The sequence below is a fragment of the Amycolatopsis sp. NPDC043889 genome (genome assembly GCF_056435645.1).
This window is the reverse complement of the sequence record NZ_JBWKEC010000001.1, coordinates 1,040,028-1,061,217: the sequence shown is the minus strand read 5'-3', so window position 1 is coordinate 1,061,217 and position 21,190 is coordinate 1,040,028. Positions and strand designations below refer to the sequence as shown.

At 69.4% G+C, this 21,190-nt stretch carries 19 protein-coding genes; 6 read left to right on the top strand and 13 right to left on the bottom strand.

The features are described 5' to 3' along the window. The first annotated feature begins 99 nt into the window (after positions 1-99). From AC0685_RS05390 to AC0685_RS05380, 3 genes are read left to right on the top strand one after another with little or no spacing between them, the layout of a single operon-like run. Positions 100-690: a TetR/AcrR family transcriptional regulator gene (locus AC0685_RS05390; RefSeq protein ID WP_478224397.1), complete on the top strand. Its 591-nt coding sequence runs from the start codon at positions 100-102 to the stop codon at positions 688-690. A 4-nt stretch (positions 691-694) separates the two neighbouring features. Further along, on the top strand, positions 695-1,321 hold the full coding sequence (locus AC0685_RS05385; RefSeq protein WP_478224396.1) for a VC0807 family protein: 627 nt from the start codon (positions 695-697) through the stop codon (positions 1,319-1,321). A gap of 11 nt (positions 1,322-1,332) precedes the next feature. Continuing rightward, positions 1,333-2,850, top strand: a complete 1,518-nt coding sequence (locus AC0685_RS05380) for a carboxylesterase/lipase family protein (RefSeq protein WP_478224395.1) — start codon at positions 1,333-1,335, stop codon at positions 2,848-2,850. An 83-nt stretch (positions 2,851-2,933) separates the two neighbouring features. On the opposite strand, the gene topA is transcribed toward AC0685_RS05380, so the two are convergent. Continuing rightward, positions 2,934-5,831, bottom strand: a complete 2,898-nt coding sequence (gene topA / locus AC0685_RS05375) for a type I DNA topoisomerase (RefSeq protein ID WP_478224394.1) — start codon at positions 5,829-5,831, stop codon at positions 2,934-2,936. 268 nt (positions 5,832-6,099) lie between these two features. Here topA and AC0685_RS05370 point away from each other — a divergent pair, with 268 nt between their 5' ends. Beyond that, positions 6,100-6,912, top strand: a complete 813-nt coding sequence (locus AC0685_RS05370; RefSeq protein ID WP_478224393.1) for a S1 family peptidase — start codon at positions 6,100-6,102, stop codon at positions 6,910-6,912. A gap of 57 nt (positions 6,913-6,969) precedes the next feature. Here the strand turns inward: AC0685_RS05370 and AC0685_RS05365 are convergent, their stop codons facing one another. The 4 genes from AC0685_RS05365 to AC0685_RS05350 all read right to left on the bottom strand — a co-directional run bounded on the left by AC0685_RS05365 (position 6,970) and on the right by AC0685_RS05350 (position 11,253). Beyond that, positions 6,970-7,581: a hypothetical protein gene (locus AC0685_RS05365; RefSeq protein WP_478224392.1), complete on the bottom strand. Its 612-nt coding sequence runs from the start codon at positions 7,579-7,581 to the stop codon at positions 6,970-6,972. Positions 7,582-7,615: 34 nt separating this feature from the next. Continuing rightward, positions 7,616-8,200, bottom strand: a complete 585-nt coding sequence (locus AC0685_RS05360; protein ID WP_478224391.1) for a hypothetical protein — start codon at positions 8,198-8,200, stop codon at positions 7,616-7,618. A 90-nt stretch (positions 8,201-8,290) separates the two neighbouring features. Then, the gene (locus AC0685_RS05355) at positions 8,291-8,842 is read right to left on the bottom strand and encodes a hypothetical protein (protein ID WP_478224390.1); all 552 of its coding nucleotides are present in this window, start codon (positions 8,840-8,842) and stop codon (positions 8,291-8,293) included. A 116-nt stretch (positions 8,843-8,958) separates the two neighbouring features. Then, a complete protein-coding gene (locus tag AC0685_RS05350) occupies positions 8,959-11,253 on the bottom strand; it encodes a sodium-translocating pyrophosphatase (protein ID WP_340685326.1) in 2,295 nt (764 codons plus the stop codon). A 318-nt stretch (positions 11,254-11,571) separates the two neighbouring features. On the opposite strand from AC0685_RS05350, the gene AC0685_RS05345 reads away from it, so the two are divergent. Then, on the top strand, positions 11,572-14,037 hold the full coding sequence (locus tag AC0685_RS05345) for a DEAD/DEAH box helicase (RefSeq protein ID WP_478224389.1): 2,466 nt from the start codon (positions 11,572-11,574) through the stop codon (positions 14,035-14,037). A 13-nt stretch (positions 14,038-14,050) separates the two neighbouring features. On the opposite strand, the gene AC0685_RS05340 is transcribed toward AC0685_RS05345, so the two are convergent. From AC0685_RS05340 to ssd, 8 genes are all read right to left on the bottom strand, one after another. Beyond that, positions 14,051-14,677 (bottom strand): bifunctional DNA primase/polymerase, encoded by a 627-nt coding sequence (locus tag AC0685_RS05340; protein WP_478224388.1) that lies wholly within the window; start codon positions 14,675-14,677, stop codon positions 14,051-14,053. Between the two features lie 422 nt (positions 14,678-15,099). Then, positions 15,100-15,456: an Rv3654c family TadE-like protein gene (locus AC0685_RS05335; protein ID WP_478224387.1), complete on the bottom strand. Its 357-nt coding sequence runs from the start codon at positions 15,454-15,456 to the stop codon at positions 15,100-15,102. Next, positions 15,453-15,797, bottom strand: a complete 345-nt coding sequence (locus tag AC0685_RS05330; protein WP_478224386.1) for a TadE family type IV pilus minor pilin — start codon at positions 15,795-15,797, stop codon at positions 15,453-15,455. The genes AC0685_RS05335 and AC0685_RS05330 overlap by 4 nt, the downstream gene beginning before the upstream one ends. After that, complete coding sequence (locus tag AC0685_RS05325; RefSeq protein WP_340685321.1) at positions 15,797-15,970, bottom strand: DUF4244 domain-containing protein; 174 nt, start codon at positions 15,968-15,970, stop codon at positions 15,797-15,799. Before AC0685_RS05325 ends, AC0685_RS05330 begins: the two co-directional genes overlap by 1 nt. Positions 15,971-15,988: 18 nt before the next feature. Then, positions 15,989-16,573, bottom strand: coding sequence for a type II secretion system F family protein (locus AC0685_RS05320; protein ID WP_478224385.1), 585 nt, complete (start codon positions 16,571-16,573; stop codon positions 15,989-15,991). Further along, complete coding sequence (locus tag AC0685_RS05315; RefSeq protein WP_478224384.1) at positions 16,567-17,310, bottom strand: type II secretion system F family protein; 744 nt, start codon at positions 17,308-17,310, stop codon at positions 16,567-16,569. Before AC0685_RS05315 ends, AC0685_RS05320 begins: the two co-directional genes overlap by 7 nt. Continuing rightward, entirely contained in the window at positions 17,307-18,449 is a 1,143-nt protein-coding gene (locus AC0685_RS05310; protein ID WP_478224383.1) for a TadA family conjugal transfer-associated ATPase, read from the bottom strand. The genes AC0685_RS05315 and AC0685_RS05310 overlap by 4 nt, the downstream gene beginning before the upstream one ends. After that, positions 18,446-19,519 (bottom strand): septum site-determining protein Ssd, encoded by a 1,074-nt coding sequence (gene ssd, locus AC0685_RS05305; RefSeq protein ID WP_478224382.1) that lies wholly within the window; start codon positions 19,517-19,519, stop codon positions 18,446-18,448. The genes AC0685_RS05310 and ssd overlap by 4 nt, the downstream gene beginning before the upstream one ends. Positions 19,520-20,093: 574 nt before the next feature. On the opposite strand from ssd, the gene AC0685_RS05300 reads away from it, so the two are divergent. Next, a complete protein-coding gene (locus AC0685_RS05300) occupies positions 20,094-20,891 on the top strand; it encodes an HAD family hydrolase (protein WP_478224381.1) in 798 nt (265 codons plus the stop codon). Positions 20,892-21,190: the final 299 nt, after the last annotated feature.

Below are 21,190 nucleotides of genomic sequence, written 5' to 3'. Positions count from 1 at the left end.
ATTTTTAGAACTTTTGTTCGAACGGGTGAGGTCGTTCGGCGAACGGTCGGCGAGCGGTTTCCGGCCGACAATTTTGCTCGACTGAGCTATTTTTTGCTCATGCAAGCAAAAGCGAAGACGTTCACCGAGAGTGCGAGACGCGCACAGATCGTGGCCGCGGCCATCGAGACGATCGCCGAGCTCGGCTACGCCCGCGCGTCGTTCGCCCGGATCGCGAAACAGGCGAACCTGTCGAGCACGGGGCTCATCTCGTACCACTTCGCGAACAAGGAGGAACTCGTCCGCACGGTCCTCGAAGACGTCTTCCGCGAGATCGGCGCGTTCATGGCCGAGCGGATGAGCGAGCCCGCGTCCGCGAGCGAGGCGCTGCGGACGTACCTGGAGGCGAACCTCGAATTCGCCGCATCGCAGCCGACCCGGATGCGCGCGTTGCTGAACATCTTCCTCGGCGGCGCCCTCGACTACGACCCGGCGAACGAGCGGGCGGCGCTGGAACCGGTCGAACGCATCCTGCGCTGGGGCCAGGAGTCGGGAGAGTTCCGCGAGTTCGACGTCCACGTGATGGCGACGACGATCCGGCGTTCGGTGGAGGGCCCGGTGTTCCTGCTCGCCGGAACGCCGGAACCGGACCTCACCACCTACGCGGCCGAACTGGTGACCCTCTTCGATCTCGCGACCCGGAGGCAGTGATCCCGTGATCCGCCAGTGGGGTGTGGTGCTGCTCGAAGTCGTCGTGCCCGTCGCCGGGTACTACGTGCTTCACGGCTTCGGCGTCGGCGCGCTGCTCGCGCTCGCCCTCTGCGCCCTGCCGACGGTTCTCTTCGTTCTCTACCGGGCGATCCGATGGCGGAAGATCGACACGCTCGCGATCTTCGTGCTGGCGATCTTCGCGGTCAGCGCCGGCTTCTCCTTCATCACCGGCAGCCCGCGGTTCATGCTGGCGAAGGCGGGCTGGGTCACCGGGGTGATCGGCGCCGGATTCCTGGTTTCGCTGCTGTTCTCCAGGCCGCTCGCGTTCGGCGTGGCCCGCTCGATGGTCGCGAAGAGCCGGCTCGCGGACACCCTGCGCGCCGGCGAATGGGACGAGTTGTGGCCGCGGCACGCGTGGTTCCGGCGTGCTTGGCGGGTCGCGACCGTCCTGTGGGGCGTCGCCCTGATCGCCGACGCCGCCGGGCGGGTCCTGCTGGCGTACACGCTGCCCGTGGACTCCGTACCCGCCCTCGGCACCGCGCTGTACGGCGTCACGTTCGTCGCCGTGCAGGTACTGCAACACCTCTATTTCCGCCGCGTCGGGCTGTGGCGCCGCCTCGCGGCGTCGTGAAAGGACCTCTCATGCATCTCCTGCTGGCTATCGTCACCGGCTTTCTCGCGCTCGTCGCACCCGCGGACCCGCTCGTCGTGCGCACCGACTCCGGGCTCGTCCGCGGCATGGAAGCCGGACCGACCAGGACGTTCAACGGGATCAGGTTCGCCGCGCCACCCGTCGGCGAGGATCGCTGGAAGCCGCCGCGACCGCCCGAACCGTGGAAGGACGTCGCCGACGCGACGAAACCCGGCCCCGCGTGCACCCAGTACCTGCCGGGCAGCGCCGAGGACTGCCTCTTCCTGAACGTCACCGTGCCGCGCGACGCGGGGAGCCGTCGCCTGCCGGTGCTCGTCTGGCTGCACGGCGGCGGCTACACCATGGACGCGGGAAGCCTCTACGGCGCGCGACGGCTGGCGGATCAGGGCGACGTCGTCGTGGTGACGACGAACTACCGGCTCGGCGTCTTCGGCTACTTCGGTCTTCCCGGCCTCGCGGGTTCCGGCGATTTCGGGCTCATGGACCAGCTTTCCGCGCTGCGCTGGACCCAGCGCAACATCGCCGCGTTCAGCGGCGACCCGCGGAACGTGACGCTGGCGGGGCAGTCCGCTGGCGGGATGAGCACCTGCGCGCTGCTCACCTCGCCCGCCGCGACCGGCCTGTTCCACAAGGGCGCGATCATGTCCGGCTCCTGCCTGTTGAACTGGCCTCCAGGCGGGCTCATCCCGAATCAGCCCGCACAGACCCCGTACTCGCCGCTCGCCAAGACGGAAGCCGACGGCGCGGCGATGGCCGCGAGTCACGGCTGCGAGGGCCCGGACGCGCTCGCCTGCCTGCGTCGTCTCCCGGCCGCGGATTTGCTGAAGGATCACCAGTCCTTCGCCAATCACCTGACCTATCACACGCCGCTGCTGCCGTCCGATCCCGCGAAAGCCGTGCGACAAGGCGCTTTTCACCGTGTGCCGGTGCTCTCGGGCGGCACGCACGACGAGATGAGGTCGTTCATCGCGGGCGTCGCCCTGCACAAACCGATCACCGAGGAGCGCTATCAGGAGTTTCTGCGCAACGCTTTCGGCGAACACGCGGACGAGGTGGCGGCGAAGTATCCGTCGCGGGACTATCTTTCGCCCGCCATGGCGTGGGCGACGGTCACCACCGACCGTTCGTGGGCCTGCCCGACGGCCGAGGGGAACAGGCTGCTTTCACGGCGAACTCCGGAGCACTCCTACGAGTTCGACGACAAGAACGCCCCCAACGTGAACCGGATCGAGGCGCCCGGCCTCCCGCACGGCGCGGCGCACGCCCTCGATCTGGTCTATCTGTTCGAGCTCAGCGGGGTCGAAGACTCGCTCGATGAGGCGCAGAAACGTCTTTCGGAGCAGATGATCGGCTACTGGACCACGTTCATGCGCACGGGTGATCCGAACGGGCACGGCTCGCCGCGGTGGAACTCCGATGTCGTGCTTTCGCTCGCGCCGGACGCGATCCGCCCTGTCTCTCACGACGTCGATCACCGGTGCGGCTTCTGGGCGAGCCTTCGCTCCTGACCGGCCCTGTCCCCGCGTGCAATGAAGGGGCCTTTCATAGCAAATTTTGCTATGAAAGGCCCCTTCATTGCACTTGAGGGGAGCTACTTCGTCTTCGTGGCCGTGGAACGCGTCGAGGGCTTCTTCGCCGCCGCGGTCTTGGTCGCCGTCGACTTGGTCGCGGCGGTCTTCTTGGCCGCGGTCGCCTTGGTGGCCGTCGTCTTCGACGCCGCCGTCTTACGCGCGGGAGCCTTGCGCTTGGGCGCCGGGCCCTTCGCGCGCTTCTCCGCCAGCAGTTCGGCGGCGCGCTCGGCGGTCAGCTCCTCGATGCTGTCCGACTTCCGCAGCGTCGCGTTGTACTCGCCATCGGTCACGTACGGACCGAAACGGCCGTCCTTGACCACCATCGGCTTACCGGACACCGGGTCGTCGCCCAGTTCCTTCAGCGGCGGCTTCGCGGTCGCGGACCGGCCACGCTGCTTCGGCTCCGAGTAGATCTTCAGGGCCTCTTCGAGCGTGATCGAGAACAGCTGGTCCTCGGTCGTGAGCGAACGCGAGTCCGTGCCCTTCTTCAGGTACGGCCCATAACGCCCGTTCTGCGCGGTGATCTCGTCACCGGATTCCGGGTCCTTGCCGACCACGCGCGGCAGCGAGAGCAGCTTCAGCGCGTCTTCGAGAGTCATCGTCTCGATCGACATCGACTTGAACAGCGATCCCGTCCGCGGCTTCGGCTGCTTCGCCTTGGCGGCCTTCTTCTGCGCGGCCGTCGCGCCCTCGGGCAGCGGCTCAGGCTCGGGCAGGAGCTCGGTGACGTAGGGGCCGAAACGGCCTTCCTTCGCCACGATCTCGTGTCCGCTGACCGGGTCCTTGCCGAGTACGCGGCCTTCCTGCGGCGTCGCGAACAGCTTCTCCGCGATGTCCTTGGTCAGCTCGTCCGGCGGCAGGTCCTCGGGCAGGTTCGCCCGCTGCGACGTCCCGTCGACCTCGCGCTCGAGGTATGGGCCGTAGCGGCCGACACGCACGACGACGGTGTGACCGTCGGCGTCGGTGAACAGGGGGATCGAGTTGATCTCGCGGGCGTCGATGTCCTCGACGCCCGAGCCGACCAGCTTCTTCAGCCCGCCGAGACGGCCGACCGAACCGTCGACGCCCATGTCGCCACCGAAGTAGAACTTCGACAGCCACTGCGTGCGGTGCTCGTCACCGGCGGCGATACGGTCGAGCTCGTCCTCCATGCCGGCGGTGAAGTCGTAGTCGACCAGCCGCTCGAAGTGCCGCTCCATCAGGCCGATCACCGCGAAGGCGACCCAGGACGGCACCAGCGCGGAACCCTTCTTCCACACGTAGCCGCGGTCCTGGATGGTCTTGATGATCGACGCGTACGTCGACGGGCGGCCGATGCCCAGCTCTTCGAGCTTGCTGACCAGGCTCGGCTCCGAGTAGCGCGCCGGCGGCGACGTGGTGTGCCCGTCCGGGCTCAGCTCGGTCGCGGTCAGCGCCTGGTCCTTGACCAGCTGCGGGAGACGGCTCTGCTTGTCGTCCGCCTCGCCACCGCTTTCGGTGTCGACGGCCTCGACGTACGCCTTGAGGAACCCGGCGAAGGTGATCGTGCGGCCCGACGAGGCGAACGTGACCTCCTCGCCGCTGGTGGCGGTGCCGACGATCCGCACCGACATCGTGGTGCCCTTCGCGTCCGCCATCTGCGACGCGATCGTGCGCTGCCAGATCATCTCGTAGAGGCGGTACTCGTCGGTGTCCAGATCCTTCGCGACCTGGCCCGGCGTGCGGAAGACCTCGCCAGAGGGACGGATCGCCTCGTGGGCTTCCTGCGCGTTCTTCACCTTGCGGGTGTACTGGCGCGGCGACGGCGAGACGTATTCCTTGCCGTACAGCTGCGTCGCCTGGCTGCGCGCCGCCGAGATGGCCGACTCCGACAGCGTCGTGGAGTCGGTACGCATATAAGTGATGTACCCGTTCTCGTACAGCTTCTGCGCGATCCGCATGGTGCGCTCGGAGGTGAACCGCAGCTTGCGGCCCGCCTCCTGCTGCAGGGTCGAGGTCATGAAGGGCGCGTACGGCTTGCGCGTGTACGGCTTCTCCTCGACGCTCGCGACCTTGAATTCGCGGTTCTTCAGCGCCTCGGCCAGCCGGACCGCGTCGGCCTCGGCCAGCACGCGGATCTCGTTGTTGGAAGCCTTGAGCTGCCCGTCCGAGCCGAAGTCACGGCCGGTGGCCAGGCGTGCGCCGTCGACGGCGATCATCCTGGCGGGGAAGGTGCGCGGGGAGGCGTCGGCTCCGGCGTCCATGGTCGCCGAGATGTCCCAGTACGACGCCGAGGTGAAGCGCATGCGCTCGCGCTCCCGCTCGACCACGATCCTGGTCGCGACGGACTGCACGCGGCCGGCCGAAAGCTTCGGCATGACCTTCTTCCACAGCACGGGCGAGACCTCGTAGCCGTAGAGCCGGTCCAGGATGCGGCGGGTCTCCTGCGCGTCGACCAGGTCCCCGTCGAGCTCGCGGGTGCTGTCGGCCGCGGCGCGGATCGCCTGCTCGGTGACCTCGTGGAAGACCATCCGGCGCACCGGGACCTTCGGCTTGAGGGTCTCCAGCAGATGCCACGCGATGGCTTCGCCCTCGCGGTCGGGGTCCGTGGCGAGGTAGAGCTCGTCGACGTCCTTCAGCAGCCCCTTCAGCTCGGTGACCTTGGACTTCTTGTCCGGCGTGACGACGTAGAGCGCCTTGAAGTCGTTGTCGACGTCGACACCCAGCCGCGCCCACGACTCGCCCTTGTACTGGGCGGGGACGTCGGCCGCGCCGCGAGGGAGGTCGCGGATGTGTCCGACGGAGGACTCCACGACGTAGTTACCGCCGAGGTACGGGGCGATCTTGCGGGCCTTGGTCGGCGACTCGACGATCACCAGCCGACGACGGCCAGCGCCGTCGTCCGACGCCGCGGTCTTCTTCGTCCGTGCTCCTGCCACGCTGTCCTGCTCTCCGCTCATCTTCGGCGCCTTCGCGCCGCCTCTCGACCCGTCAGTGTGCACGCTCGCACCGCCCGGACCACGGCTAGGTGGTGCAACACGCCGCCGATCGTGTGTCCAGCGCATCGCCGCTGACCTCGTCGATGTTTCCTTTCAACACCTAGCACGTGACGTCGGACACGTCCGCCCGGGGGCCCGCGTGACGGGGCGAACACCCTCCGTTCGACGGTGGTGGCTCCCTCCCGCCAACGCTTCACTTGATGTCCACGCCGACCCGAAAGGACTCCACGTGACCCGACGACTCCTCGGCACACTGTTCGCCATGCTGACCGCGTCCGCGCTGGTCGGAACCGCGCCGGCGCAAGCGGCCACGACCACCTTCGCCGGAACCGTGGCGTTGTCGAACTGCTCCGGGTCGGTGGTCAAACCGCCCGAGGCGAGCCTCGACGACCCCGCCCTCGTCCTTTCCAACGGGCATTGCCTGCAAGAAGGTTTCCCGGACCCCGGGGAAGTAATCGTCGACAAGCCGTCCACGCGGACCTTCAGCCTGCTGTCCAAGGACGGCCGCTCTTCGCTCGGCACGCTCAAGGCGAAGAAGCTGCTCTACGCGACGATGACCGACACCGACGTCTCGCTCTACCAGCTCGACACCAGCTACGCCAAGATCAAGTCGGCCTACGGTATCGCCCCGCTGGCGCTCTCGCCGACCCGTCCGTCGGCGGGTATCGCGATGGACGTGGTGTCGGGTTACTGGAAGAAGATCTACTCCTGCAACGTCGACGGCTTCGTCCACGAGCTGCGCGAGGCGAACTGGGTCTGGAAGGACTCGATCAGGTACACCTCGGCGTGCAAGACGATCGGCGGGACCTCGGGGTCGCCGATCGTCGAGAGGTCGACCGGCAAGGTCGTCGGCGTCAACAACACCGGCAACGAAAGCGGCCAGCGGTGCACGATGAACAACCCGTGCGAGGTCGACGCGGCCGGGAAGGTGACCGTGCGGAAGGGCATCAACTACGGGCAGCAGACCTACCAGCTGACCTCCTGCCTCTCGCACAGTGAACTCGACCTGTCGAACCCGAACTGCCGGGCTCCGAAACCCTGATACCCCACCCTCGTGAGTGGTAAAGACGGTTCTAACCGTCCTTACCACTCACGAGCGTCAAACAGCACGCACCACGGGCACGAGACTGGGCCAAGCGGGCTCGGCACCCGCCGGCGCGTCTCCGATCAGCTCCAGCACATGCGCGAGCCGCCTCCGCCCGGTGACCCGGAGCAGCGCCTCTTCACCTTTCTGCGCCTTCGCCGGCACGCCCAGCTGGGCCAGCGCCGTGATCAGCCGCTCGTGCGTCTCCGGCGCCTCCGGATCGAGCGCGAGCAGATAGCCGTTGCCCTGGGGACTGCCCGCCGCGAGCGCCCACATCCTCAACATGGCCCCGTCGAGCCGGAAGCCCTCCGGCAGGACCTTCTCGTCACCACGGTTCCAGCGCTGCTCCAGTGGCAGCAGGTCGACCCGGAACGGCGTCCTCACGAGCGGCCGCCCGCATTCGGCGGCCGAGACCTGCGCCTCCGCGCCGCGACGACGGCATTCCCTGGCGAGGGCACCCGCCCGCCACGGCTCGTCGACCACGGCGGACAGCCGCGCGGCCGTCCGCCCGAAGCCCGTCATCCGCCCGGGCCCGCACAGCACACCGGCGAGATCGGCGAGCCCCGGCCCGCTCGCCTCCGCCGAGAAGAGCGAGATCGTCCCGTCCACCCGGACAGAATAGAACACAAGTTCGAGTCATGGCCAGTGATCGCGGGGTGACTCAGCGAGGTTGCTTGACCAATTCCTGGCAAATCGGAATCCGGCTGCTCGCCGCGGCGAGCTGAGGGACGTCGTTAAGGCCCCTGAGAAGGTCGAGGCGGTCTAGTTCGTCGAGGGACGTCCTCGCGTCGCGAAGCGCCGTTTTTGTCGCCTCGGGGTCGCTTGAGGAGTCGAGGCGGTGACGGACGTCGTCGGCACGGGCGCGGATGCCGGCGAGCTGGGCGACGGCGGCCGTGCGCGAGGTGTCACCGCCCGTGACCGGCGCAGGACCGAGATTCTCGAAGGCGGCGGAGGTGCGGTCCAGCCCTTCGACCACCGAGGTCATCAGCTCGCTGGAGGTACGGGAAGCCTGCTGTGGCGTGCTCGGATCGACGCTGGGCAGCGTCGCCAGCGTCCGGACGAGGCCGCCCGCCGCGCCGCAGTACCCCTCCGTCCAAGCGGAGGCGGGGTCGGCCTCCGACGCGCTGACCGTCGCGAGACCTTCTTGTCTGGCGTGGGAAGTCACCGCGGGCTGCTGCCCGCACCCGGCGAGGCCGAGTCCGATACCTGTTGCTAGCGCGGCAAGGACGGTGAACCGCGGCCGCACGAAAACACCTCCCGACCTGACGACTTCCCGGCTGGCCCCCGACGGTACCGATACCGGGGGGCAATGCAAATCAACGCGGCGGAAAGAAGGTCAGGAAGGCAGCTTCTTGCAGTTCGGGGCCTGCGCGGCCAGTGTTTTCACCGAAACGTTCGTTTCCAGCTGCTGGAACGGGTCGGGCATGTCGTTGATGTCGGATCCGATTTGCCGGAAGGAAACCGCGGCGGCCGCCACGGCGGCCTTGTCGTCCTTCGGCGCCGCGTCGAGCGCGGCCTTCGCGGCGAGCACCTTGTCCCGGATCGGCGTCAGCGCGTCGACGATGCTCCTGCGCGCCGCGTCGGCTTCCGCGCTCGGCGCCTGGCCGAGCTTCCCCAAACCGGTGACCGCGTTGTCGAAACCCGGCGCGAACACCCCGAAGGCCTCGTCCATCACCTTCCGCGCACTGGCGACGTCGTCCTGCTCGAAGTCGGGCATCGTGAAATCGCCGATCTTGGCGAAGTCGATCAGCGAACCGCAGAAACCGTCCATCCAGGAACTCCCGGCCGCGGGGGCGGGAGAAGAAGGAGAAGGGGCGGCCGTCCGTTCGGCGCCGCCACAGCCCGCCAGCAGGAGAACGGCGGCGAACAGGATGATCGAACGCCTCATGGCAGGGACTCCCCCGGGATCGGATCGGCGTGACGCGCAGACATTAGCCTGCGCCGGACAGCCGCCGGGCCCGCCACGAAAATCGTGACGGGCCCGGCGGAGGAAACTTTCCGGCGTTAAGCCTTCGCTTGCGCGGGGTTCTCGGAAAGCACCGACTCGCGGCGCTTGGAGACCACGATCGCCGCGACGATGATCGCGACGGCGACCAGCGAGATCGCGATGCGGATGCCGACGTTGGCGTCCGCGCCGATCGAGAACTGCACGACCGCCGGGGCGATCAGCACCGACACCAGGTTCATCACCTTGATCAGCGGGTTGATCGCGGGACCGGCGGTGTCCTTGAACGGGTCACCCACGGTGTCACCGATGATGGTGGCCTCGTGCGCGTCCGATCCCTTGCCGCCGTGGCTTCCGTCCTCCACGAGCTTCTTCGCGTTGTCCCAGGCACCACCGGAATTGGCGAGGAAGATCGCCATCAGGGTGCCGGAAGCGATCGCACCGGCGAGATAACCGGCGAGGGCGCCGGTGCCGAGGCCGAAGCCGACCGCGATCGGAGCGAAGACCGCGAGCAGACCGGGCGTGGTCAGCTCACGCAGCGAGTCACGCGTGACGATGTCGACGACCCGGCCGTACTCGGGACGGGTGGTGCCCTCCATGATGCCCGGGATGTCGCGGAACTGGCGGCGCACTTCGTAGACGACCGCGCCGGCGGCACGGGATACCGCGTTGACCGCGAGACCGGAGAACAGGAACACGACCGCCGCACCGATGATGACACCGACCAGGGTGTTCGGGCTGACCACTTCGTTGACGAAGAAGTTCAGCGCGGACGCGCTGGCCTGCGCCGCCTCCGGGATCGACTTCAGCGCCTTGCTGATCGCGTCCTGATAGGACCCGAACAGCGCCGTCGCCGCGAGGACCGCCGTCGCGATCGCGATGCCCTTGGTGATGGCCTTGGTGGTGTTGCCGACCGCGTCGAGCTCGGTGAGGATCTGCGCGGCGTCTTCGTCGACGTCACCCGACATCTCGGCGATGCCCTGCGCGTTGTCCGAAATCGGGCCGAAGGTGTCCATCGCGACGATGACGCCGACGGTGGTGAGCAGACCGGTACCGGCCAGCGCCACGGCGAACAGCGCGACGCCGCCACCGAGCAGGTACGCGCCGAACACGGCCGCGCTGATGACGAGCGCGGTGTACACGGCGGACTCGAACCCGACCGAGATACCGGCCAGGATCACCGTCGCCGCACCGGTTTCGGAGGACTTGCCGACCTCCTTGACCGGCTTGTGCTCGGTGCCGGTGTAGTAGCCGGTGAGCTTGAGGATGACCGCCGCGAGCACGATGCCGATGATCACCGAGATGGTCGCGATCAGCGCCGGGCTACCGGGTTCGCTGGTCGCACCGCTGGTCAGCTCGGAGAACGAACCGGGCAGGTAGACGAACGCCGCGATCGTCGAGAGCACCGCGGAAATCGCCGCGGAGATGTAGAACGAGCGGTTGATCGTGACCAGACCGCCTTCGCCCGCCTTGGCCTTGGTGATGTAGACACCGATGACCGCGGTGATCACACCGATGGCGGGCACGATGAGCGGGAAGATCAGGCCGTGCACGCCGAACGCGGTGCTACCCAGGATCAGCGCCGCGACGAGCATGACCGCGTACGACTCGAAGAGGTCCGCCGCCATCCCGGCGCAGTCGCCCACGTTGTCACCGACGTTGTCGGCGATGGTGGCCGCGTTGCGCGGGTCGTCCTCGGGGATGCCCTGTTCGACCTTGCCGACCAGGTCCGCGCCGACGTCGGCGGCCTTCGTGAAGATACCGCCGCCGACACGCATGAACATCGCGATCAGCGCGGCACCGAAACCGAAGCCCTCCAACACCTTCGGGGCCTGTCCGGTGTAGACGAGGACGACCACCGCGGCGCCGAAGAGACCGAGACCGACGGTGATCATGCCGACGACGCCACCGGTGCGGAAGGCCAGGCGCATCGCCTTCTCGCGACCGCCCGCCTCGCGCGAAGCGGCCGCGACACGCAGGTTCGCCTGTGTCGCCAGCCACATGCCGAGATAGCCGATCGCGAAGGAGAACCCAGCGCCGACCAAGAAGAAGATGGACCGGCCGATCTTCTCGTTCCAGTCATCGGCCGGCAAAGCGAAGAGCAGCACGAAAACGATCGCACCGAAGATCGCGAGGGTGTTGCGCTGCCGTTTGAGATAGGCAGCCGCGCCTTCCTGCACTGCCTTCGCGATGTCCTGCATCTTGGAGGTGCCCTGGCCCGCGGCCAAGACCTCCTTGAGCAGAACGTAGCCGATGACCAGTGCGGCAAGGGCGACCACGGCGATCACACCGACGATGGTGTAACCACCTCCGGAGAGCGTGAGTTCGCCCTCCGCGAGGAACTGCCGGGACATTCGTCCTCCTGGAGACGTCGCCGTTGGCCAACGACGATCCGCCGATGGAACCGGCGTGCCGACGCTGGCATGGGGATCTGAGCCGAACGTCACGCTAGTCGCACTGCAAGGCACGTCTCACATGACGCTCGCCACAGACGGTGTGGATTGCGGGAGTGTATTGGTAGTGGGATGGCGGGCGGCAAGGCGTCCCCGCCACCGTACGTTCCGTAATCGTGTGAGGCTGGTCACTGTATCGATCATCGGCGGCCGCTTCCAGTGCCCGTTCCGTCCGGCGGCGGACCGTTTCTGTCGGTGCGCTGTGCGAAGCTTCCGAAGGTGGACGGCACGGTGCGATCCGGCAAGGGCCGGCGGCTTCTCGACCGCGCGACGGCGGGGATCCCGGCTTCGCTGTACCCGGTCACCCATGTGGCCGAACTGCCGGCCCGTCCGGCGGATTCCGTGGACTGGCCGGAGTGGGCGGCGGGTCCGGTCGTCAAGGCGCTGAAGGCGAACGGAGTCGAGGCACCATGGCGGCATCAGGCGGAGGCCGCGTCCTTGGCCCGTGAGGGCCGGCACGTCGTGATCTCGACCGGCACCGCGTCGGGCAAGTCGCTCGCGTACCAGTTGCCGGTGCTCTCGGCACTGGTCGAGGACGAGCGGGCCACGGCGCTGTACCTGTCGCCGACCAAGGCGCTCGGCGCCGACCAGTTGCGCTCGGTGTCCTCTTTGGACATCAAGAAGGCGCGGGCGGCTTCGTTCGACGGGGACACTCCGATGGAAGAGCGGGACTGGGTCCGCGCGCACGCGAACTGGGTGTTCACGAACCCGGACATGCTGCACCGCGGGATCCTCTCGTCGCACGCGCGCTGGTCCCGGTTCTTCCGGCGGCTCTCGTTCGTCGTCGTCGACGAATGCCACAGCTATCGTGGTGTCTTCGGTTCCCACGTGGCGCTGCTGCTGCGCAGGTTGCGAAGGGTCGCTGCGTACTACGGCGCTTCGCCGGTCTTCGTCCTCGCGTCCGCGACGACCGCGGACCCGGCGGCGTTCGCGTCGAAACTCACCGGACAGGACTGTGTCCCGGTCACCGAGGACGGCTCGCCGCGCGGCGCCCGCACGGTCGCGTTGTGGGAACCCCCGCTGCTGTCGGAACTCTCTGGCGAGAACGGAGCACCGGTGCGGCGCTCGGCGGGGGCCGAGGCCTCCCGGATCCTCGCCGAACTGGTCATCGAAGGCGCTCGCTCGCTGGCGTTCGTCCGGTCGCGGCGAGGCGCGGAGCTGACCGCGCTCGGCGCCAGGCGGATTCTGTCCGAAGTGGACGGTGCACTGGCGGAATCCGTCGCCGCGTACCGCTCCGGGTATCTGCCGGAGGAGCGGCGCGCCCTCGAAGCGGCGTTGCTGTCCGGGCGGTTGCTCGGTGTCGCGACGACGAACGCGCTCGAACTCGGCGTCGACATCGCCGGGCTGGACGCGGTGGTTCTGGCAGGCTATCCGGGGACGCTCGCGTCGTTCTGGCAGCAGGCGGGACGGGCCGGGCGCGCGGGCGACGCGGCGCTGGTCGTGTTCGTGGCCCGCGACGATCCGCTGGACACCTATCTCGTGCACCATCCGGCCGCGATCCTGGACCGGCCCGTCGAGGCCGCCGTCCTCGACCCGTCGAATCCGTATGTGCTCGGGCCGCAATTGGCCTGCGCCATCGCCGAACTCCCGCTGACCGAGCCCGAGGTCGCGGCCTTCGGCGGCGACTCGGCGCGCGCCGTACTCGCCGATCTGGTCAAGGAGAAGATCGTCCGCCGCCGCACGAGCGGCTGGTACTGGACCTCGCGCGACCGGCCGCACGCCGAAGTCGGCATCCGGGGTTCCGGCGGCGAACAGATCGCGGTGGTGGAGGCCGACTCCGGCCGGATGCTCGGCACGGTCGACCCGGGCTCCGCCTGCTACGCGGTCCATCCCGGCGCGGTGTACCTGCACCAGGGCTCGTCCTACGTGGTCGACGAACTGGATCTGGAGACCGGTCTCGCCCTGGTGCACGCGGAGGATCCGGACTGGACCACGTCACCGCGCGAGGTCGTCGACATCAGCGTGCTGCGCACCGAAGAGCGGCGAGTGCACGGCGGGGTCACGGTGAACCTCGGCGAGGTTTCGGTGAGCTCGCAAGTGGTCGGCTACTTGCGGAGACGTCCGTCCGGTGAAGTGCTGGACCAGACTCCGCTGGATCTGCCGGAACAGAGCCTGCACACCCGTGCCGTCTGGTACACGATCTCGGCCGAGCTGCTCGGCGCGTCCGATGGCGTGGCGGGGACCGGGGGCCATCGGACGGGGACCGAAGTTCTGGAGCCGGTGGGGACCGGAGGCTCCAGGGTGGGGACCGAGGAACTTGGCGGAGCACCGGGGACGGGCGCCGAGTTGGATCCGGCGCGCGTCCCCGGTGCCCTGCATGCCGCCGAGCACGCGGCGATCGGCCTGCTACCGCTGTTCGCTACCTGCGACCGCTGGGACATTGGCGGGGTGTCGACCGCGTGGCACGAAGACACCGGGGAGGCGACGGTGTTCGTGCACGATGGCCATCCCGGGGGTGCGGGATTCGCCGACCGCGGATTTGCCGCGATTGTCCCTTGGCTGGCCGCGACGCGGGAGGCGATCGTTTCCTGCGAGTGCCCGGCCGGCTGCCCGTCCTGCGTCCAGTCGCCGAAGTGCGGGAACGGCAACGATCCGCTGGACAAGGCGGGGGCGGTGGCCGTTCTGGACACCGTGCTCGGGGCTTTGCGTCAGCACGGGTCCGTGTCCGGCCACGGGGTGGCTTGAAATTGTGGGTTGATCAGGCGGCGGTGCTGAGGCTCGCCACCGGGGCGACGGCCTGGTCACCGGCCAGCGCACGGACGAGCACGTCGTGCACGTCGGCGGCCTCGGGCAGCTGCCAGCCCCAGACCTCGGGCTTGACCCGCCAGTGCACGACACCATGCTGGAACGGCGACGGGGGCAGCGGGATGTAGCCGTTCGCGCCGTGCCACTGGATCGAGGCCTGGTCGGCCAGTTCCCGCGGGATGCTCGCGGCGACGGTGGTGAGGAACAGCCAGCGGCCGTTCGGCATCGCGACGATCGGGGCGGGGTGCCCGGTGGCGCGCAGCAGGCGGGCGGCGGCCTTGCCGAGCTCGTCGTCGACCTCGATGGCGTCGAGCACGGTGCCGGTGGCGACGAGGAGGCTGTGCGTGTCGTCGCCGAACCAGGTGGCGACCTCGTGCGGGTGGATCTCGGTCAGTTCACGCCAGTTGTCCTGGGCCGGGACCGGACGCCGCCAGGTGAGGTCGTCACCTTCGGCGGTGAGCGCCGCGGGCTCGGCACCCGGGAGCACCGGCCAGCCACGCCAGGCGAGACCGATCGCCTCCGCCCGCATTTCGATGCGGAAGGCGCCCCGCCAGCTGTCCGGCCAATTCGCGTCCAACATTACTGTCCCTGCCTCAGGTCAACTCTGTCCTGTGTCTGTCTCTGTCGTCGCACCGGCCTCGGCGAACTCTTCGAAGTGGCGCACATCTCAATAAACGGCAAGTTGCACATCGGGAGAAGACCTCACGCGACAACCGGCGGTTACTTAGCGATGAACGCGCGGTAGTGCGACCGGACGGACCGAACGCCGGACGTCCGGTTAACGGGCGCGCACGACCGGTACGGAGCCGTTCGTCGCAGCCGACCTGGGCTTCCCTCCTGCACGGCGGCGCTCGCGGTGAGCGGCGGGCGGCCGTTCGGGGGCGAGCTGATCATGGCTTCGACCGCTCGCCGCGCGTCAACGACCGCTGCTCGCGCCCAGCGGTTACTCGCGCGTACCACCCGCTGGTCGCCGCCCGGCGACCGTTCACCGCGCGAGCTCCGTCACGGTGACCGGTCGACCGGACCCGCCCTGGCCCGTGCCTCCGCCCGTCCGGTGACCGCCGGCCGCCCCGACGGCTCCGAACGCACTTCGACCAGGGCATCACCGCGCTCCCACCGGCAGGTCAGCAACGTGACCGACATCCGGACGGCGACCTGCCGCGCCCGTTCGCAGGCCGCGGCGGGACCGTCCGACGCGTGTGAGGCCGCCGCGAGCGCCGCCAGATCCGCGGCGGCCTCGGCGCGGTGCCGGGTCGTGACGGCGGCACCGATCCAGAAGGCGAACGCCGCCGCGCCGACCAGGACGGTGACGATCGAGGCGGTCCACACGGTCGCGACGCCGCGATCGTCCCCGGTCACGGCCCGCTCCCCGGCTCGGCGATGGCGAAGGCGCTGGAACGCAGCCGGATACCCGGCAGGAGCCCGGCGACCGGTTCGGCCTCGACGCCGGCGGTGATCGTGTCGCCTTCGCGGACGACGTCCAGCCGGGCGCCGGGCGGCGCGATCTCCCGCACCGCCTGTTCGGCACGGGCGGGCTGGCCGCGGGCGAGGAGCCTGGCGGCCTCGCGGGCCGCGTCGATGCAGCGGAGCTGGTCGAAGGCGACCCCGATCCCGGCGAGCAACAGGGCCGAGACGAAGGTCAGCGCGCCGATGCCGAGCGCGGCTTCCACGGTGACGGAGCCGCGATCCTCGCCGCGCATCAGAACTTCACCGACAGCGCCCGCTCGATGAGCGCGGTGAGCCCGGCGCGGACGGCTTCGCTGTCGATGACCAAGTAAAGGACGGCCGCCAGCGCGGCGGCGGCCAGGGTGGCGATGGCGTATTCGATCGTCGCCATGCCGTCGTCCGCACGGAAGTCGGGGACCTTGTTCATAGGGAATCGCCTTTCAATTCAGAGGACGCCGTCGAGCCGCCCGGCCAGGCCGAGCACGACGGGCAGGACGCCGAGGCAGAGGAACGCGGGGAGAAAGCACAGGCCGATCGGTGCCGCCAGCAGCACTCCCGCCCGTTCCGCGCGTTCCTCGGCTTCGGCGGAAAGCGACTCGCGCAGCCTTCGCGCGAGGTCCTTCGCATGCGTGGCGAGCGCGGTGCCCGCCCGCGCCGTCCGGACGGCGGCGACGGCCAGTTCGGTCAGGCCAGGCAGGTCACGGACCGGCGCCCACGCTTCCGCCGGCCCGATGCCCACGGCGAGATGCGACGCCACCGAACGCAGAGCCACCGCGGTCTTCGGTGAGGCGGTCGGCGCGACGGCCTCGAGCGCGACGGGCACCGGCAGCCCGCCTGCCAGGCAGGCGGCCAGCAGATCAAGGGTGGCCGCGGACCGGACGAGTTCGAAGGCGCCTTTGTCCCGGGGCGACCGTGCCCGGATCCGCGTGAGAATGAGAAGCCGACCTGGTCGTGCTACGCCTCCGGCCGCGACGTGTGGCCAACAGAAGACGGCACCGCCCAGCAGGATCAACGCCGCGCCGGTCAGCATGACGCCACCCGCCCGGTGAGGGCCCGGGACCAGGCCGTGCCCGCCCAGATCAGCCCGCTGCCCACGACGAGCAGCAGCTGACCGGCGCCGGTCCCGGTGAGGACCTGGACCGGGCCCGCCCCCATCGCCTCGCCGAGCGGCAGGCACACCAGCGGGAGGGCCGCGAGCACGGCGGCACTCGCCCGGGGACCGGCCATCTTGGCTTTGAGCCGGCGGCGGAAGCCGATCCCCGCCTCCGCGTCCCGCCTCGCGGCGTCGAGCACGTCGGCCATCGGCAGCCCGAACCGGTTCGCGAGCGTCCACGCGTTCACCAGTGCCGGTGGCGCGTCAGGGTCGGCGGCGGTCTCACCACCGAGCCGGGCGGCCGCGATGAGTCCGCGCAGCCGCTCGGACGCCGCGGGGATCGCCTCCGCGGTGGCTTCGGCCGCCGTCACCGGATGGGCGCCCGCGCGGAGTTCACCGATCATCGTCCGTAGCACGGACGCGGTGAGCTCCGCTTCGGCCAGCGCCGCGTTCGCCTGCGCCCGCGACCGGACCTCCTGGCGGACGGTCACGGTGAACACGAGTACCGCCAACGCCCAGCCGATCCCGAGGAACGGCAGGACGAACAGCGCCGGCAGAGGCCACCAACCCGTCCGAACCGCCTGGGGCAAACGCCAGGCGATCGGCGCGCGCACCATCTGCTTCGGCCAGCAGGCCAGCCCCGCGCCGCAGGCGAGCAGGAACCAGGGGTTCATGCCGCCAACTCCTCGAAAGGAGTCTCGTCGCCGATCCAGGTGCCTTTGCTCCAGACCGGGACGACTTTGGCCTCACCTCGAAAGGACCTAAGGACACCGACCTCGTCCAGCCGCCGGATCCCGCTCGGCAGACGGACCATGTGCAAGACCACCCGCACCGCCGCCGTCAGCTGGCTGTGCAGCGCGTCACGTTTCAGCCCGCCGAGCGCTGCCAACGCCTCCATGCGTGCCGGGACCTCCTCCGAGGAATTGGCGTGCAGGGTGCAGCCGCCACCCTCGTGCCCGGTGTTCATCGCATTGAGCAGCGCGATCACCTCCCGGCCACGCACCTCTCCGACGACCAGGCGGTCCGGGCGCATCCGCAACGCCTGACGCACCAGTTCGCTCAGCCCGATCTCGCCCGCGCCCTCGACGTTGGCCGGGCGGGTGAGCAGGCTGACGAACTGCGGATGGTCCGGTTGCAGCTCTCCGGCATCCTCGACGCAGACGATGCGTTCGGACGGGGGCACGGCGCCGAGCAACGCGGCGAGCAAGGTCGTCTTGCCCGACCCCGTCGCGCCGGAGACCAGGAACGCGAGCCGTCGCCGGATGACCGAGTCGAGCAGATCCGCGCCGCTGGTGCCGAACACCCCGCGCAACCGGAGTTCGGCGAGGTCATGGGTGGCGGGCCGGAGAACGCGGAGCGAGAGAGCGGTCCCGGCGGGCGCGAGCGGTGGGAGTACGGCGTGCATGCGGACCCGGCCTTGCGGCCCCACACCCGGCAGCCAGCAGTCGGCGAATGGTTGCGCGTCGTCCAGCCGCCGCCCGCCGGCGAGGGCGAGCCGCTGGGCCAGCCGGCGGACCGCTTCCTCGTCGGCGAAACGGATTTCCGTCTCCTGAGGACCTGCACCGGTGTCCACCCAGACCTTGTCGGGAGCGGTGACGAGAATGTCGGTGACGCCGGGCTTTTCGAGAAGCGGCGCGAGCGGGCCGGCGCCGACGAACTCGTCGCGGGCCAGCCTGACCGCTCCGAGGACGGCGTCCTGACCGAGCGAACCGCCTGCTTCGGCGCGCACCGCCCGCGCGACGCTCACCGGATCCGCCGGGGCGGCCGATCCGGCCAGCCGCCGCCGGACCCGCTCGACCAGATCTTCGGTCATCGCGAGGCACCGGCCAGGTTTCCGCGCGCCGCCACGAGGACTTCGGTGGCCGCGGTGGCCAGGTGCCCGCGATGCCTCGGGACGAATTCGCCGCGGTCGAGGGCCGCCGAGAGGGATCGCTCGCGACCCATCGACGTGATGAGCGGGACGCCGACGGCGTCGGCGATCTCCTGCGGGATCAGCCCGGCGGGCGACGGCCCACGGACCGCGACACCGATCCTCGTCGCGTGAGGTTCGAGCCTGGCGAGGACCTGTTTCGCCGCCGCACAGGCACGGAGTTCCGCGGGGACCACGACCACGACGAGATCGGCCAGCCCGATCACGGTGCCCGTCTCGGCGCCGAAATACCTCGGCAGATCGCAGACGACCGTCCGCCCCGCCCGCCGTCCGGCGTTCAGCACGCCCTCGATCGCGTCGGGCCCGGGACCGCGTCCTTCCCTGCCATAGGACACAAAGGACAGTGAGCCGGTCGAGTATTTCTTTCGCGGCAGGGCTTCGCTCAACGCGGCCATGGACACCCTGCCGCCGAGATCGAGCTCCGGCCACCGGGGCCCGCGATCGCGCTCGGCGGCGAGGAGGACGTCGACCCCGCCACCGAGCGGATCGCAGTCGACCAGCAGCCCGCCGGTGCCGGACTTCTCCGCTTGGTACGCGACGGCGGCCGCCAGCACGGAAGCCCCGGCACCGCCCCGCCCGCCGATGATCCCGATGACGACGCCGTCGTCACGCGCCGGCCCGTCGACGACGTCGGCGAACTCGCCGATGAGGTCGCCTTCCTCGTCCGGGAGCGAAAGGACCTTCTCCGAACCGGTGTTGAAAGCACGCTCCCACGTCACCGGCGTCGGCGCGCCCTTGCAGACCAACAGGACCTTGTTCCGCCGCAGCAGGCGGTCCGGCGCGCTCGCGGCTTCCTCGTCGAGCACCACGAGCGGCGCGCGGGCCCACCTGCCGCGTGCGGCGGCCAGATCGGGTGCGCGTTCGACCTCGCAGCCCGCGGCCGCGGCCACGCGCAGGATCTCGTCGAGCAGGATGTCGTCGCCGGCGACGACGAGCGGATGTTCCGCGGTCATGGCTCCCCCAGTGATTCGGTCGGACTCGGGTGATGACTCCACGGTCGCGCCGGTCCCCGCCGCGCACAACGCCATTCCGTACCGCCTGTGGACAACCGGGGTGTTGTGGACAACTCCGCCATGGGAAACCGGTTTCCCACGGTTTTGTCGGTCCTTCCCATCACGAACCCACGGCCCATTTTCTACAGGGTGCCGAGCACGAAAACAGTTGAGGGAAAAGAAAGTCAACGAACTCCGGGCGGTTCCAGCCTTGCCCGGGCGCGGTTTTCGCGGCCGACGAGGTCTGAACCACTGAAACCACAAGGGATAAAGGAGGCGACCCTCGCCAGGGGGGAGGGACGAGGGCCGCCCGGGGTTCAGCCCCGGGGGGTCGGACTGAACCTGGGCCCGGTGCGACACCGGACAATCTCACTGTAACTCCGATACCGGCCCGTTGCGGGCGACCTCCGTACCCACAATTCGGTAACGGCACGACGCGCCCGATCGGGGGCGCGGTCGTGAATTTTCCACCGCGGTATCCCGATCGTGGTCGACCAACGGGCGCGCGCCGGTCCGGCTCTCCTATCCTTGGCGAGTGGACCGACCCAGCACGACGCCCAGCCAGGTCGCGGCGTTCTTCGATCTCGACAAGACGATCATCGCGTCATCGAGCGCGTTGGCCTTCAGCAAGCCGCTTTTGCGCGAAGGCCTCATCAACCGCCGAGCCGCGCTTCGCAGCGCGTACGCCCAACTCGTCTTCTCTCTCGCGGGCGCGGACGCGGCGAAGACCGAGCGGATGCGGGCCGAGGTTTCCGCGCTGTGCGCCGGATGGGACGTCGCGCAGGTCTCCGCGATCGTCCGCGAGACGCTGCACGACGTCGTCGACCCGCTCGTCTACGCGGAGGCGGCGGAACTGATCTCCTCGCATCGCGCGGACGGGCACGACGTCGTGGTCCTGTCGGCGACCGGCGAGGAAGTCGTCGCGCCGGTCGCCGAAATGCTCGGCGCGACGCGCAGCGTCGCCACGCGAATGCAGATTGTGGACGGTCGCTACTCGGGCGAAGTCGATTTCTACTGCTACGGCGAGAACAAGGCCGTCGCGGCGAAGCAGCTCGCGGCGACCTACGGCTACGACCTCACCCAGTGCCACGCGTACACCGACTCGAGCACCGACATCCCGCTCCTCGAGGTCGTCGGACGGCCGCACGCGGTCAACCCCGACCGCGCACTGCGCAAGCACGCGACGGAACAAGGCTGGGAGATCCTCGCCTTCGAGCACCCGATGTCGCTGCGGACCCGGATCCCGGCGCGCTCGGCCGGACTGGTCGCGCTCGGCGCCGTCGCGGCGGGAGCCACCTGGTACGGCTACAACCGGCGCAAACGCACCCGCTGAGCACACGCCCACACGGCGGTACCGGGCCGGTTTTCTTAGTCAGGGCCGCGAATTGTCCGTCGCGGAGGGTGCCCGTGTCACTAGATCGAGCCTCTGTACCGGTGCACCCGTCTGCGCACTTGAAGTGACCCGGCTCACGGCGTAGAAAGTAGGTGCGGACGTTCGGTCGGCCAGGGAACAGGTAGAAGAGAAGCCTGTTCCACCCCGGCGAATCTCCGTGTGCGGACACCGGGTACCCACGCGCAGCGCGCCGCGGGAGGCTCGTCGTCTAGGGACTGCGTACCGGGACGCCGGACGCC